Annotated in this window: 12 protein-coding genes; 5 read left to right on the top strand and 7 right to left on the bottom strand. The window is 65.4% G+C overall.

Annotated features, from left to right (window positions below; translation table 11 throughout):
- Positions 1 to 10 precede the first annotated feature (10 nt).
- Both BM125_RS13640 and BM125_RS13645 read right to left on the bottom strand, forming a co-directional pair.
- A complete protein-coding gene (locus BM125_RS13640) occupies positions 11 to 490 on the bottom strand; it encodes a VOC family protein (RefSeq protein ID WP_092408903.1) in 480 nt (159 codons plus the stop codon).
- 91 nt (positions 491 to 581) lie between these two features.
- Positions 582 to 3,578: a ligand-binding sensor domain-containing diguanylate cyclase gene (locus BM125_RS13645; RefSeq protein ID WP_092408905.1), complete on the bottom strand. Its 2,997-nt coding sequence runs from the start codon at positions 3,576 to 3,578 to the stop codon at positions 582 to 584.
- Positions 3,579 to 4,062: 484 nt separating this feature from the next.
- Here BM125_RS13645 and BM125_RS13650 point away from each other — a divergent pair, with 484 nt between their 5' ends.
- Both BM125_RS13650 and BM125_RS13655 read left to right on the top strand, forming a co-directional pair.
- Positions 4,063 to 5,151 (top strand): phytanoyl-CoA dioxygenase family protein, encoded by a 1,089-nt coding sequence (locus BM125_RS13650; protein ID WP_092408907.1) that lies wholly within the window; start codon positions 4,063 to 4,065, stop codon positions 5,149 to 5,151.
- A 55-nt stretch (positions 5,152 to 5,206) separates the two neighbouring features.
- Complete coding sequence (locus BM125_RS13655) at positions 5,207 to 6,508, top strand: cupin domain-containing protein (RefSeq protein ID WP_092408909.1); 1,302 nt, start codon at positions 5,207 to 5,209, stop codon at positions 6,506 to 6,508.
- A gap of 103 nt (positions 6,509 to 6,611) precedes the next feature.
- Here BM125_RS13655 and BM125_RS13660 read toward each other — a convergent pair whose 3' ends face one another.
- Positions 6,612 to 7,352 (bottom strand): TorF family putative porin, encoded by a 741-nt coding sequence (locus BM125_RS13660; protein WP_092408911.1) that lies wholly within the window; start codon positions 7,350 to 7,352, stop codon positions 6,612 to 6,614.
- A gap of 207 nt (positions 7,353 to 7,559) precedes the next feature.
- Here BM125_RS13660 and BM125_RS13665 point away from each other — a divergent pair, with 207 nt between their 5' ends.
- The 3 genes from BM125_RS13665 to BM125_RS13675 are packed head-to-tail and all read left to right on the top strand — an operon-like array spanning position 7,560 to position 10,260.
- Positions 7,560 to 8,195, top strand: coding sequence for an RNA polymerase sigma factor (locus BM125_RS13665; RefSeq protein WP_092408942.1), 636 nt, complete (start codon positions 7,560 to 7,562; stop codon positions 8,193 to 8,195).
- Entirely contained in the window at positions 8,192 to 8,935 is a 744-nt protein-coding gene (locus BM125_RS13670) for a zf-HC2 domain-containing protein (RefSeq protein ID WP_092408944.1), read from the top strand. Before BM125_RS13665 ends, BM125_RS13670 begins: the two co-directional genes overlap by 4 nt.
- Before the next feature lie 5 nt (positions 8,936 to 8,940).
- Positions 8,941 to 10,260: a S8 family peptidase gene (locus BM125_RS13675; protein ID WP_245778926.1), complete on the top strand. Its 1,320-nt coding sequence runs from the start codon at positions 8,941 to 8,943 to the stop codon at positions 10,258 to 10,260.
- Positions 10,261 to 10,374: 114 nt separating this feature from the next.
- Here the strand turns inward: BM125_RS13675 and BM125_RS13680 are convergent, their stop codons facing one another.
- From BM125_RS13680 to BM125_RS13690, 4 genes are all read right to left on the bottom strand, one after another.
- The gene (locus tag BM125_RS13680; protein WP_217647873.1) at positions 10,375 to 11,850 is read right to left on the bottom strand and encodes a sialidase family protein; all 1,476 of its coding nucleotides are present in this window, start codon (positions 11,848 to 11,850) and stop codon (positions 10,375 to 10,377) included.
- Positions 11,851 to 11,902: 52 nt separating this feature from the next.
- Positions 11,903 to 12,094: a hypothetical protein gene (locus BM125_RS20265; protein WP_175498084.1), complete on the bottom strand. Its 192-nt coding sequence runs from the start codon at positions 12,092 to 12,094 to the stop codon at positions 11,903 to 11,905.
- 148 nt (positions 12,095 to 12,242) lie between these two features.
- Positions 12,243 to 13,577, bottom strand: coding sequence for a hypothetical protein (locus tag BM125_RS13685; RefSeq protein ID WP_092408915.1), 1,335 nt, complete (start codon positions 13,575 to 13,577; stop codon positions 12,243 to 12,245).
- Between the two features lie 71 nt (positions 13,578 to 13,648).
- Positions 13,649 to 14,227, bottom strand: coding sequence for an NnrU family protein (locus BM125_RS13690; RefSeq protein WP_092408917.1), 579 nt, complete (start codon positions 14,225 to 14,227; stop codon positions 13,649 to 13,651).
- Positions 14,228 to 14,257 lie beyond the last annotated feature (30 nt).

Consider the following 14,257-nt stretch of genomic DNA (forward strand, 5'->3'; position numbering starts at 1 on the left):
TTCCTGACCGCTAACCGCGCCGCGCCGCCTCGATCGTCGCGATGTCGATCCGGGTCATGGTCATCATGGCGTCGAAGGCCCGCTTGGCCGCCGCCGGGTCGGGATCGGTGATCGCGTCGGTCAGGGCGCGTGGCGTGATCTGCCAGGACAGGCCCCATTTGTCCTTGCACCAGCCACAGGCGCTTTCGCGACCGCCGTTGCCGACAATTGCATTCCACAGGCGATCGGTTTCGGCCTGGTCGTCGGTCGCTACCTGGAACGAGAAGGCTTCGGTGTGGGTAAACGCCGGCCCGCCGTTCAGGCCGAGGCACGGAATGCCGAGCACCGTGAATTCGACCGTGAGGACGTCGCCCTGCTTGCCCGATGGGAAATCGCCCGGCGCGCGATGGACGGCATGCACCGCGCTGTCCGGGAAGGTCGCGGCATAGAAGCGCGCTGCCTCTTCGGCAGCGCCGTCATACCAGAGGCAGATTGTGTTCTTGCTGGTCATGGTTCATCTCCGGAAAACAGTGGCTGGAACAAATCCGAGGCCGCGATCGCAGCGAAGAGGCGCAGTCTGCTTCGGACGATACCCGCGCTCTTCAGGGAATCCGCCGCAGAAGATCGGGATGCCGGTCAAAAACCTGGGTGCGCCAATCGGCGTGGGTGCGGTCGATTTCGTCGACGGCGAGATCGGGCACATAGCCAAATGCGCAATTTCGACCGCTCTCCTTCGCCAGATACAAGGCACGGTCGGCGACGCTCAGCACAAAATCCATGTTGAACAGATCAACGCGCTCCCGATAGAACGGATAGACCGACCATCCCACCGAGGCAGTCGGATCGATCAGCACGCCGCTTTCCAGTTCGACGGTGGTCTCGCGCAAGGCCTCGACGATCCGGCTGGCCAGTTTCCCGCCGTCGTCGCGGAGCCGGTTCATGCCGAGGTAGATGAACTCCTCGCCGCCGAAGCGGAAGATCAGGTCGTCCTTGCGCTTGATCTCCTGCAAGCGTTGGGCGACGGCCTTGAGCACCATGTCGCCGGCGGCGTGGCCGTGCTGGTCGTTGATGTGCTTGAAATGGTCGAGGTCGATCGCGCAGACGATCACGTCGACCGGATCGCTCGCCCTGACGCGCTTTGCGTTGTTGGTGATCGCGGGTACCTCTTCGCGCACCCATTCGCCGAAGCGATGCCGGTTCCAGAGTCCGGTCAGGGGATCGGTCGCTGCGGCATGCTGCAGTGCCTCGGTCTTCAACGCCACCAGCCGTTCGAGCTCCGCGCTGCGAGCGCGCAGCGCGCGCACCCGCCACTGGCCGGCCAGCACGATCAGACCCAGGCCGGCCACCCAGAATGCGACGACGGTCGATGTACGCCGGTACCAGGGCGCGATCACGGTGATCGGAACCGAGGCCAGGCCGCCTGGCGCGCCCGCCGCGTCGCGCGCCTCCACTTCAAAAAGCAGGTTCCCGGCCGGCAGGTTGGTGAAATCCCGCCGCACCTCGTTGCTCCACTTGCTCCATTCTCCGTCGCCACCCTCCTGGCGAATTCGCGAGCGGTAGCTGTTGAGCTCGGAAGCGCGGTAACTGGGCAGGGCGAAGCCGAAGCGGGCGCTGTCGCCCTCGGCCAGGCTCAACGCCGGGACCGCACCGTAGCCCGAGTAAAGGGTCCGATCGCCGTTCGATATCTCGCGGATCAGAACCTGCAGGGTCCGGGGAACCGGCAGATTGACCGAAGGGTCGACGCGCACGATGCCCGAGTCGGTGGCGAGCCAGACGATGCCACTCTTGTCCATCAGGATGTCGCGAATATTGCCGAACCCGGCGATGCCGTCGAACACGCTTTGCTGGTAGGTGTAGACGCCCGAAACGCCCTTGGAGAGGAGCTTGAGCCGGCCAGACGAATTGGCAACCAGGATTTCGTTCGGGTTGAGTGGCAGGAACTGCGTAACCGGGCCGCTTTGTTCGAACGGCAGCCGGGAACTCGATTCGAATCGACCATTCGAAAAATGATGGAATCCGCTGAGGCTGCCGATGAACGCCTCGCCGCCGATGAGCTTGAGGGCAAGTTCGCCGGGCGGTACGCCGTCGCGTGCATTGAATTCCGTCAACGCGGCGTCGGCCAGGAATTCGGAACCGGTTTTTGGGGTCAGTCGCGCGACGCGACCCAGGTTCGAGGACAGCCAGATGTCGCCGCCCGGCTCGTGGACGATCCCGAGCACGTCGAAGCTCACATCGTCGCGCACATCCATTTCGGACCAGGTTCCACCGGCCTCGCGGATGCGGGCCAGTCCGAACCGCAGGCCGAGCAGCACCTCGTCAGGTGACGCGGGGCTGACAAAAGAAGAGAAGACGTTGCGCTTCTGCAGAACGAGCAAACGACCCTCGCTGCTCCAGACGCCATTGTCGGTCAAGGCCAGAAAATCATCGCCCTGGCTCACTGCGCGATGGATCCAGGGAAAATTCGGCGTCATCCTCTCGAAGGTCGTCATGCGACCCTCATTCTTCAACAGCGTGAAGCTCTTGCTGGTGTAGGCGATGATGCCCTGGCCGTTTTCGATCGCACCGATTGGAGATTCGTAGATCCCCTGCGATTCCTGGAACAGCGAGACGCGCGAGGGCCAGTCGATGCGCGTGATCGCATTGCTCCAGGCGACCCAGATGCTGCCTTCGTAGTCGACGTGGATGGCCTGGGCACCCGGCAGGGCGCCGAATTGGCTGGCCTGGAAGCGGGCGATCTCGTTCCAGGTTTCATCGAGTATGACGAGGTCCCCGTTGACGAAAGGCAGGCCGAATGTGCCGTCCACCAGCGCCCGCGCGACGCCAATCTGCCCAACCAGGGCTTCGGAATTTCCGAGCACGGCAGGTTCCGGGGGCTGGTCGAGGTCCGCCCAGGTCGCGATTTCTATCGGGTCATGGGAAATCCCGGCCAGTCCCCGAACACCGTAGGGCATCAGCGCCGCAAGCGACCGCTGGGCGTGGAACTCGCCGCCCGTGACGAGTTTGAGACTTCGTCCCGACACATGCTTGAGGCCGAAACGATCATCGCGCACATACAGTTCGCCACGGACTGAGAACAGGCGGCCAAAACGATTCTCTGCCGGCAACACGAACATGCCCTTGGAATCCCGGCATATCAGACTGGGTTCGGAACGCACGCACCATTGACCCGAACCCGATGCGAATTCCCAGATATGGCCGAGCCCGACCAGACCGCCGGGCACCTCCGTTGCCAGATCCCTGGCCCGCACCCGGTGACCCTCGCTGGACACGGCGAGCAGGAATTCGGAGCCGCCGACGATGATCTCGCCCGCGTCGGTGATACCCAGTGCGGTCACCATGCGCGCATCGGGCAACGGCAGCCGACTCCACTTGATGCCATCGAATTCCAGCACGCCGACATTGTCGGCCACATAGATCAAGCCGTCCTTGCCCTGGACGATGCTTCGGAACGGCGGCGCGGCGTATTGATCGTCCGCGATGATCTCCTTGAAGTTCCAGGTCTTCGATTGCGGCATCGCCGACTGGGCGAACGCCAGCGCGGGCACCAGCAGGATTCCGATCACGAGAAGGATGGAAAGGGGGATTTCGTCGATTTTCATGTCGGGCGCCCGGTGGACAAGGGTGCCAGCCGCGACTGGCCATGGCAATGCACCGATATCCAAAGCTTGACTTGGCCGCACCCTGGTTCTAGCTTCACCTGGCGGGTTCTGCAAATGTCCCGTTCCCAAGCAACCGACAACGAGGCCACAAGATGAACCAGGACACCCAGGGGAAACTGGAAATTTCGGGGAAGGTCGTCGAACAGCTCAATGCCATGGCACGCAACAGTGCGACACCAGGCGGCTATAGCCAGGCTCCGCGAACGCCTGGGCCCACGCCGAGTCCCAACATCAGCCGCGAAGGTCAGCAAGACTAGCCGGATACGCCCACAGCGGAGGCGGGATCTCTCGCCTCTTCGGGCAACTGCGATTTTCGCGCGGCTCGGGAGGTGCATCGCTTCCCGGCAGGGCGCCGCGATTTCACCCCTATCGATTCCTGAAGTGGTCGCCGGCTGTTGGTCCGCGACCGGTCGAGACCGGCCCCATGAGTCCCAGTCCGCAGAGCCTTGAGCTCAATCCGCGCGCCAGAATCTCGATCCACGACCACGAGCAGCCGCCGTCGTTTCTGGTCGAGGCGCCGATCAAGGGCGCATCGTTTTCCTCCGTTCGGGTCGGCGCCGACAACCTGCCCGGCGCGCATGCCTTTCTCTGTTCGATCCTGATCGAAGGACGCCAGGATGTGCAGGTCAGTGCACTGGATGCAGACGAACTGTGCCGGATCGGCCTGTTTGCGCCGGTCGATGCGCTGCCGCAGGCCGTGACCTACCAGTTTCCTCTGCGTGACCCTGCGCCGGGGACCCCGTTGCGGTCGCGCCCCAGCGTCACCGACCCGGAGGGCCGGACAGGGCGTCGCCTCTCCTCCCTGCGTCTCCCCGCCGAGTGGTCCGAACAGGGGCTTCGCTTTGAACCACACCACCACGGCAGCGTCTGGTCGCCGGTGCAGGTCGCAAGCGCGGCAGAAACCGGCGCCCGCCACGATCAAGCGGACGAGGCCGCAAAGCTGCAAGCGGCGCTGGACAGCGAAGCGACCCGCGCCCACTTCGAACGTGAGGGGTTCGCCGTCCTCGACAACCTGCTTCCCTCCGAGCATGTCGAGGAAATGGGGCGATATTTCCAGGCCCTGGCGACGCAGGGATTCCTGACCTGCAGCGAAGACCGTGGAACCCGCCGCTACATCGCGCACAATGATCCGGTCGCCCATTTCTGGCACGGCCAATTGAACGAGCGCGTCTCGCAACTGGCCGGGCGGCGGACCAAGCCGTCCTACTCGTTCGTGTCGGTCTACCTCGCCGGCGGGGACCTGTTCTGGCACACCGACCGACCTCCCTGCGAGTACACGCTCACCCTGCTGCTCGACTACGCACCGCTCGACGCCGAGGGCCGTTCACCCTGGGCGCTCAAGCTGACCGGACGTGACGGCACGGTCCACTCGCTGCATCAAGGCATCGGCGAGGCGCTGATCTTCAAGGGGCGCGAACTCAGGCACGGGCGCGACATGTTGCCGGAGGGACACCGCTCCGCCTCGCTGCTGTTCCACTTCGTCGACCAGGACTATGACGGGGTGATGGAGTGAGCCACGCGCGCGCTCGTTCGATCGACGTCATTGCCGTCGCGCCGCGGATACCGGGATGACCGCCGCGACGTGCCCTGCGCCGTCTGCGGTCGCGGGCGCGCATAGCGTCCAGGCCTACTTTCATCGCCTCGGAGAACGCATTTCATCCGAGCTCGGCGAGGGCCGCGCAGCGGTCTACGCCGGTCTCGAACGCGTGGCCGCGGAGCAACTGGCGGCGTTCAATCCCTCCGCACACATCAGCCACGCCGATCTGGTCGATTACGTGCTCGGCGCGGAGACGCTGTGCAAGCAAGCCGATCTCGACGGCAATTTCGCCGAACCGCCCGTGTCGCTGTACAACGGCGGCGACTTCGATATCTCGGCGCTGACCTGGCTGGACGGCACCACGAGCATCCACCAGCATGCATTCTGCGGCGCCTTCCATGTGCTTTCCGGCTCGAGCATCCATTGCCGCTACCGTTTCGATCCGTGGCGGCCCCCGGAGCCCCGCCAGCGCGCCATCGCCGGTCGCCTCGCGCTGCTTGACCTCGAAGTCCTGCATGCCGGCGACACGCGCGTCATCGCCCGAGGCGACGACCTGATCCATTCGCTGTTTCACATGATCCGGCCCTCGGTGACGATTGTGATCCGCACGATTACCGATGATGCCGGCGCCGACGTGCAATACGACTACCGATGGCCCGGCCTCGCCCACCATCCCTTCCAGCGCCATGCGCCGACCATTCGCAAGCAACAGTACTTGCGCATGCTGCGTGTGCTCGATGAAAGCGCGGCACCGGCGCATCTGCGACGCGTCCTCGCCGATGCCGATCTGTTTCTTGCCTACGTGCTGGTCTCGGAGCAGACGAGGATATCCGCGGACCCGGACCAAGCCCGAGCGCTATCCTCGTTGTGCTCAAGGTTGTCCGCCAACGAACAAGACCTGGTGTGCCGCGCCGCGCACAACGACCTGCTGAGCCAGACCCTCGTCGATTGCCGGCGCAAGCTGCACGACCCTGGCCATCGTTTCCTGCTCGCCCTGCTGCTCAACGTGTTCGATCGCGAGGAGTTGCTCGGCCTGGTCCAGCGTGAGTTCGAGGTTGCCGACTCGGTCGACCAGGTCATGTGCTGGGTCGCCGAAATGACCGGCAACACCGATCGTTACCAGAACCTGATCGGGCTCGACTTCAGTGCGACCGAGCTGCAGATGCTCGAAGCGATGGTGCGCGGTGCCGGACTCGAAGTCGTGCTCGAACAATTCGCCGACCGCTACGGTGCCGCGGAAGTCGACCGCCAGCGCGACGCCCTGGCAGCCCTGTTCGCCGCCCTGAAACGCTGCGCGCTGTTCCATCACATCTTCGCCGACCTGCCGGAATAAACGGGGTCCGGGCAAACGGTGCCAGAGTGAGGCTTGCTCTTGCCGCCCGGACGATGCGGATGCTTTGTACCGGATCCGCCATGCTGATCGTCCTGACGGGCAATCAAAACACCCAGACCACCGACCCGACCCAACGTTGCCTGGCAGGAAATGTGAACTCGAAGGGTGGGTCAAGCGCCTCGTAACGAAATCGCAGTGGGCCGGTCCAGATCCGGTTGATGCTGAGGTAGAGGTCTCCAAAGGCCGCATTGAGGGCCAGGTTTGCATATCGGTAATCGTGTGGGGGCGTACCGCTCGGATGCGCATGACCGAGGCTGATATCGATGCTGAAGCCTCCGCCGAGCGGCTGGCGCCAGCTCGATTCGATGCGCAACCAACCGTTGTAGCCAGCCGGGTCACCGATGTAGGCGTTGCCGACCCGCGGCGACCATGCGAATGCCAGCAGCCAGCGGCCGCGCCAGCCGAGCGCGGCATTGAGCTCGTCATACTGGAAGCCGGCGCGATTGCGGGCTTGCAGCGGTTCGTAGTGGATCAGGCCGAGCTGGGCCGACCAGTCGTCATCGAAGCGCCAGCGGCGATCGAGGTAGCCCGTGAGCTGGGTGTCGGGGCGTCCGGATGGGGCCCGGATCGCATGGGCACCGAGGCCGACCACCCAGTCGTTTGCGAGCGTGCAATGCAGGTCGCCGAACGCGCTGGTCCGGCCTTCACTCTGGGAGATGCCGCGGTAGATGTTTTCCGAGGACAGTCCGAGCGCGCCCTTGCAAGGGCCGGCGCAGGCGGGCGCGGCCGCCATGAGGCCAGCGGAGCCCGCGGCGATGGCGATCGCCAGCGCGGCGCGCGTCAAGCCGGCCTCTCCGCGATGGAAAACAGTGCCCGGCGAGACTGTCCGCCGTATACCGAAAACCGCGTGCTTGCAGGCGCGAGCCGGTAAGCTGGACCTTCCGCCCGGAATGCGGTCATCGCGACAGGGCTGGCATTCGATGCAACCGTCGTGGTTCTCTCACGGTACATACCGTCGATGATCCAGGCCATGGGTGAACAGGAAGCGCGCATGAGAGAGAGTACCGCCTCGCGCAAGCATTGCGATCGAGCCCCTTCGGACGAGCATGAGCTCGCCCTGATCAGGGCTGTCGCACGCGGCGACCGCGCGGCGTTCGGGGCGTTGCATACACGCTACCACGGTCTGCTGATGCGGTTCCTGGTCCGCTCCACCTCGCGCCGCGATCTGGTCGAGGAGGTCGTCAATGACACCTTGTGGGCGGTCTGGCGCAGCGCCTCACGATTCCGCGGCGATTCCAAGCCACGCAGCTGGGTCATGGCGATCGCCTACCGCAGCCTGATGAAGGCCCTGCGCGATCGCCCCCTGCAAGCAGGGGCGATGCCGTCGACCGCCGCCGACGGTGGCGGCGACGGCATGGCCGAGCTCGTCGATGCCAGCAGCGACATCGCCCGCGCCGAGGCTCGCGACTGGATCCGGCGCGGGCTCGATCTGCTGCCCACCGAACAGCGCGTGACCCTCGAGCTCGCCTACTTTCTTGGCCAGTCCTGCGAGGAGATTGCGGTGATCATGGACTGCGCCGTGGGCACCGTGAAGGCGCGCATGTTTCACGCGCGCGTACGCCTGCGCAATACCCTGCCCGCTCTCGGCGGCGAGCCCGAACCCACGAATTCCCCGAAAACCGCATGACCACGCACGATCCCATCCATCGCCAGGCCTGGGAGCTCATTCCCTGGCTGGTCAACGACACCCTTGAAAAGGACACCCGCGAGAGGATCGAAGCGCACCTTTGCACCTGCGCCGACTGTCGTGAGGAGCTGGCCTTCCAGCGCCGGATCCAGGCCGGCATGGAGGAGGACCTGTCCAGCGGCGGGGTTGCGGCCCCCGTTGCGCTGGTCCGCCTGTTCGAGCGCATCGACGCCGAAGACGAGGCCGCGGCGCACGATGCCAGCCACGATCCGTTGGACCTCGACGATCGGAGACCTGCAACGCGGCCAGGGACAAGGGTGGGTCATGCGCGGACGAACCGATGGTTGGTCGCAGCCGTCATCGTCGAAGCCCTGGCACTCGGCGGTCTCGGCACCCTGTTGGCCAGCCAGCACGATGCAGGCAACACGACGGGAAGCTACGTGACCCTGAGCCAGGCGTTGCAGCCGGCGCCCGACGCGGCGATCCGGCTTGTGCCGTCGCCGACACTGAGGGTCGGCGAATTGCAGGCCCTGCTCGGCGAAGCCGGTCTGCGCATCGTCGGCAGCAATGCCGGTGGCACGATCCTCGCCCTCGGCTTCGACCGCACCGCTGGGCTGTCGGAGGACAGGCAGGGAAATGCACAGCGGCAGCGCATCGAAGCAACCGTGCGGCAGTTGCGCGCGAACCAAGCGATCCTGCTGGTCGAGCCCATTGGTGTGTCATCGGCGACTCCGCCTTGAGCGCGGTGAAGGACTCCCTTGCCCGCCGCGCGCTCTGGCCGCGCCATCTCGTGGCGGCTGCAGGACTGCTGCTTTTCCTCGGCACACTGCTGGCGACGAGCGCCGAAGCGGCCAGCGACCATGACGGTGCGATCTCGCGCCGCATCGTCGTCGCGATCACCGAGAAGCCCGACCCGATGATGATCAGCGGATCGAGTCCGCGCGGTTACGCCGGTTTGCCGGGCTATGCGGGGAGCGAACGTACGCGGGCGACGGCGGCACGGATCGCACGCGATCATGGGCTGGCGGAGGTTTCGGCCTGGACCATCGAACCGCTCAACCTGCGCTGCATGCTCTATGAGATTCCGGCCTCGGCCGATCGGGCCAGGGTGCTCGCCGAACTGCGCAAGGACCGTCGCGTGCATCTGGCCCAGCCACTGCAGGAATTCAGCACGCTGACGGCAACGTCGACCAGATCAACCAGCGAAGCGACCGCTACGAAACCTGGGTTCAATGACCCCTATGTCGGCCTGCAGACCGGCTTTTCGGCGATCGACGCCGGCGCGGCGCAACACTGGGCCAGCGGTCGAAGCGTCTCGGTCGCCCTCGTCGACAGCGGCGTCGATGCCACCCACCCCGACCTGGCCGAACGCATCGTCGAGCAGCGCGACTTCGTCGGCGGCGAAGCCGGCGATCCGGGGCGCGATCGCCACGGCACGGAAGTCGCCGGCGTGATTGCAGCCGTGGCCAACAACGGCGTGGGCATCGTCGGCGTGGCACCTGCGGTCGAACTGCATGTCTATCGCGCCTGCTGGCCGAGTGAGGCCGGTGCCAGCCACGCGCACTGCAACAGCTTCACCCTGGCCCAGGCACTGGCGGCGGCGATTCGATCATCGGCACGCGTGATCAACCTGAGCCTCGGCGGCCCTCCCGATCCGCTGCTCGCGGAACTGCTCGAGCATGCCATCGCGCGCGGAACCATCGTTGTCGGCGCGGTCGCTCCCGATACCGAGGTTCCGGGTTTTCCGATCAGCACGCAGGGGGTGATCGCAGTCGACTCGAGCGGCGCGCCGCATGCTCCGATCCCGACCGCATTGCGCGCACCCGGCGGGGATATCCTCACTCTGGAACCTGGGGGCAGCTATGACTATGCCTCCGGAAGCTCGCTGGCGGCCGCGCACGTGACCGGCGCGATCGCGCTGCTGTTGCAGGTTTCGCCCGGGCTCGACGAGAACCAGATCCTAGCCCTGCTGCGCCAATCGGTTCGCCACAACGGCGGACCGATCAACGCCTGTGTCGCGATCAGCGCGGCTTCCGGCCATCACGGAACCTGCACCACGGACTAGTGTCGGACCCTGGTCGCAGGGTGCTCGCGTCCAGCGATGCAGGTGACTCCAATCCCCTCGTTCGCGCATGCTTCCTGCGGCTGCATGCCGACGCGCAGGCCTGCTCGCGATCGATCAGTCCTCGCCGGCCCGGATCGGTTCGCCGGGGACATGGATCTTCATGTTCGCCTCGATGTTCCTGGCCACGCGCAGGCGGTATTCCGGGGTCATCCGTACCGGGACCGGTTCGGCCGATTTCGGCGCATCCTGCCCGCGCAGCTCGGAGGCCATGGCGGCGGCACTCGTCGTAACCGATACCGCGGGGGCGGCGAAGATGTCGGTGCGATTGCCGTTCGTGCCGGTCGTGCGTGCGTAGAAGGGCACGAACACATTGCCGATGCTGGCCAGGCCCATGTAATCTCCAAGAAAGTACCCGCTGGTGTTGCCGGCCCCGGACAACGGCGCGGTGGCGAGATCGAACGGGCCGGCCACCTGGCTTTCCTGCCAGTTCACGGCATCGGTCGAGCGCGCCAGCCAAAGGCTGGTGAACAGCGTGTTGCGATCGTTCGTGTTGCCACGGAAGTCGTAGTAGGTCACACCGATCATGCCGTCGGCGCGCACGTGCACGGCCGGCACGAAGGCGGCGACCGCCGTGCTTGCATTGACCCGTGCCGGTGTCGACCAGGTCAGCCCGCCATCGTCCGAGCGGGACATGGCGATGCCGTCTCGCGCACCATTGCTGAATCGTGAATCCTGCCAGGCGGCGAACAGGCTGCCGCCAGTCCCGACCGCGATCGACGGCGTGATCGTCGCATCACGCACGGGGATTCCGGTTTCCGGGTCGACCGTGCCGACGCTGAGTTCGCTCGAGATGCGGATCGGTGCGGACCAGGTCAGGCCGTTGTCGGTCGAGCGGATGACGTCGAAGTACGCGTTCGTTGATCCGTTTGCGGCGGCATCGATGCGGGTGAATGCATCGACCAGCGTGCCATTCGGCAAGACCACGATGACGTTGCCGATGGTCTGGCTGTTGACGCCCGGATCGAAGACCGGACGCGCCGCCTCCCAGGTTTCGCCACCATCGGTACTGCGCGCGAACCAGGTCGGGCCGGTATTGTCGACCGAAATCCGGTCCCACACGGCGTAGACGAAATGCGAGTCGATCGGGTCGGCCGTGATCGATTCCTTGTCGTGGAATGCCGTGCTGCCCTCGCGGACCAGCGTGGTCGGCAGGCTCCAGTTCGCGCCGCCGTCGGTCGAGCGGCTGACCAGGACCGCGCTTTCCGAACCCGGCATCAACGAGGCGCCATTGAATGCGATCGCGATCGCATAAGCCGTGCCGTCGGGCGAAACGCTGACCCAGGGATCGCTGCTGCGCTCGAAGTCGCCACCGTTGCCGGCCGTGCCGCCCGCACAGCGCGAAAAGGCCGGCGCGCTGCGGCTCCAGCTTCGGCCACCGTCGTTGGACACGCCCACGACCAGGCCATGTGCCCCGCCGGTCGACCAGCGATCCTGCTGCCAGGCGCCGTAGACACGCTGCGGCACGCCCGGGTCGACCGTGAAATGCGGTTCGACTTCCGCGTTCGCGTAAGAGGTACCCGAAGGTGCCATGCCATCGCAGCCGGCCGCGAACGGCGTGTCGGCTGACGCTCGGTATTGCGGATCAAGTGTCGGTGCGGGCGGCGGCGGAGGCGGTGGTGGTGGTGGGGGCGGCGGAGGTGCCGAAGGCGAGTTCGAGCTGCCGCCGCCACAGGCACCGATCGCGAGTACGACCAGCATCGAAATCAGTCGTGCGACCCTGGTTGCGCTCGAGAACATAGCCACCCCCGAAGCCTGCCATTGCAACGAAGATCATCGTACAACGAATTGCGCCGCCTGTCGTCATTCGTCGGTGAGCTCGTGGGCCCGGCTCGTGGCCCGCTCATCGCTGCCTTGCGGTTGCCGTGCTGCCGGGATGCACGCCGTCGATTGTCGCCCCAGCGTCCGGATTCGTGCCGCGTTGGTCAGTCGCCGAAGCCGTCGGCGAAGATCAGGTCAGCCATCGCCTCGAACGCCCCGATGTCGATCTGGCCGTCGGACCCCCTCGGCGTTTGCGAACCCACCGAAACCAGTTGACGACGCGGCGAATTGACGGGTGGAAACAGAGGCAAGGGGAATGGAAAGCCCGGGGCACTGACGGGTGCCGGATTGCCGGCGTTGCGCAACGGACTCGAGGTCTGCGGCACCAGATTCCAGGCTCCCGCATTGACGAAGCCCGGATTCGTTCCAGTCAGCGTGGCGCTCCACTCGGCCGTGGTCGGCACGAAGCTCGAACCCGATTCGATCCAGTTGTTGCTGCCGTGGATCTGTCGACCGTCAGTCCAGACCGCTTCCACGGTGCGTTCGATGCGCGCGGTGCCGCCGGCCGTCACGTCGATGACGTTGTTGTGCATCTCCACCGACTGGATGCCGTCGAAGAGGCGGAACACCGTGGCGTCGGTGCCCGCGGCGAGGATGAACGTGTTGTTGACGAAGCGCGTCCGCCCCTTGCTCTGGCCGGTGCCATCGCCGCCGACGCGGATGACCGCGCCGAATGCCGGATTCGTGTGCACGATGACATTGCCGACGATGTCGGAGTCCTCGCGGATCAGGTCGCGCGTCCATCCGGCTTGTTGCGTGTTTTCGTCGGGCCCGATCAGTTCGAGTTCGTGATAGGTCGCGCCCTCGAACCAGTTGTAGTAGATCTCGTTGCGCTCGTGCCGGCTCTTCAGCAGATTGCCGCCGTTGCCGTTGTGCACATAGCAGTACTGCATGCGGAACACCGAACCGGGGTGCGCGATCTCGTCGCTCTGGATATACAGCGGATGCTGGTTGGTGCCATTGCCGGCGTTGTAGATCTCCGAATACTCGAGCGTGAACGACCCCGAAAGCTGGTCGGTACCGAGAATGCCGTGGGCCGGGCAATCGTGAATGACGCTGTTGCGCACGGTCACGTCGTGGGCGCCCTGCAGGATGCAGCGCGACGTGCCGCCACTGATGTCGAAGCCCTCGAACACCAGGTGATCGGACTGTCGGAACTCGACCGTATTCGCGGCGCCGACGATCGCCGGGCGCTGGCCGCCGACGGCGATGCCGCGAATCACGACCGGGTTGCCGGACGCGCCGCCATCGGCCTGCGGCACCACGACACCACCGCCGTAGGCGACACCACCATCCACTTCGACGATATCGCCACCGCCCAGGTTGACCGCTGCGAAGAGCGCATTGAGTGTCGTGTAGGTACGCGAAGGGCCAACCTGATAGGTCGCCGCCAGCACAGGCGAGGACATCAGCAGCAGAATCCATGCGGCTTTGCGCATTACTCTCACCCCTGCCTCTCGAGGGCGACAGTATCGCCGCCGCGCTCGTGGCAATTTGTGAACTGCGTCGATCAGCCGAACGGGTATACGCCGATCCAATGTGCATGCGCCCAGAAGGCGAAGGTTGCCCATGCGCCGATCCCGATAGCGACGCTGAGAACATCACCGGTCACGGTGCCAGGCGGATAGGTCATGCCATGGAGACGATCCCGGCGACGCGAAACGATAAACAGCACGACCGCCCAGGCCAGCAAGGCACCGAACAATACGACGTCGTGCAGAAAGCCGGTGGCGAGCAAATGGCCGAAGGCCCAGAGCTTGGTCCCGGCCAGCATGGGGTGCCCGATCTTCTGCTTGACGTGATTGCGCGGCACATACGCCGCGGCCACGAGGACGAAGGCCACCAGCGTGAACAAGGCATTGGCATGCTTGAGGGCGGGCGGCGGCACGTACAGCAGCACGGGCTGCTGCCGGGCGAGGGAGAAGCCCCAGACGAGCAGCACGAATCCGCCCAGCGAGAGCACGGAATAGAGCGCCTTCCAGCCGCCCTCGCCGTGCTTCGCGATCATGCGCGTGCGCAAGCCATCGGCGACGACGCGGGTGGAATGGATGCCGAGAAAGACCAGCAGGCCAAGCAGGAGGATCGTCATGGCGATAGTCCGGAAATCGGTACGGTTTGC

This window comes from Dokdonella immobilis (assembly GCF_900115085.1).
Taxonomy (GTDB): domain Bacteria; phylum Pseudomonadota; class Gammaproteobacteria; order Xanthomonadales; family Rhodanobacteraceae; genus Dokdonella; species Dokdonella immobilis.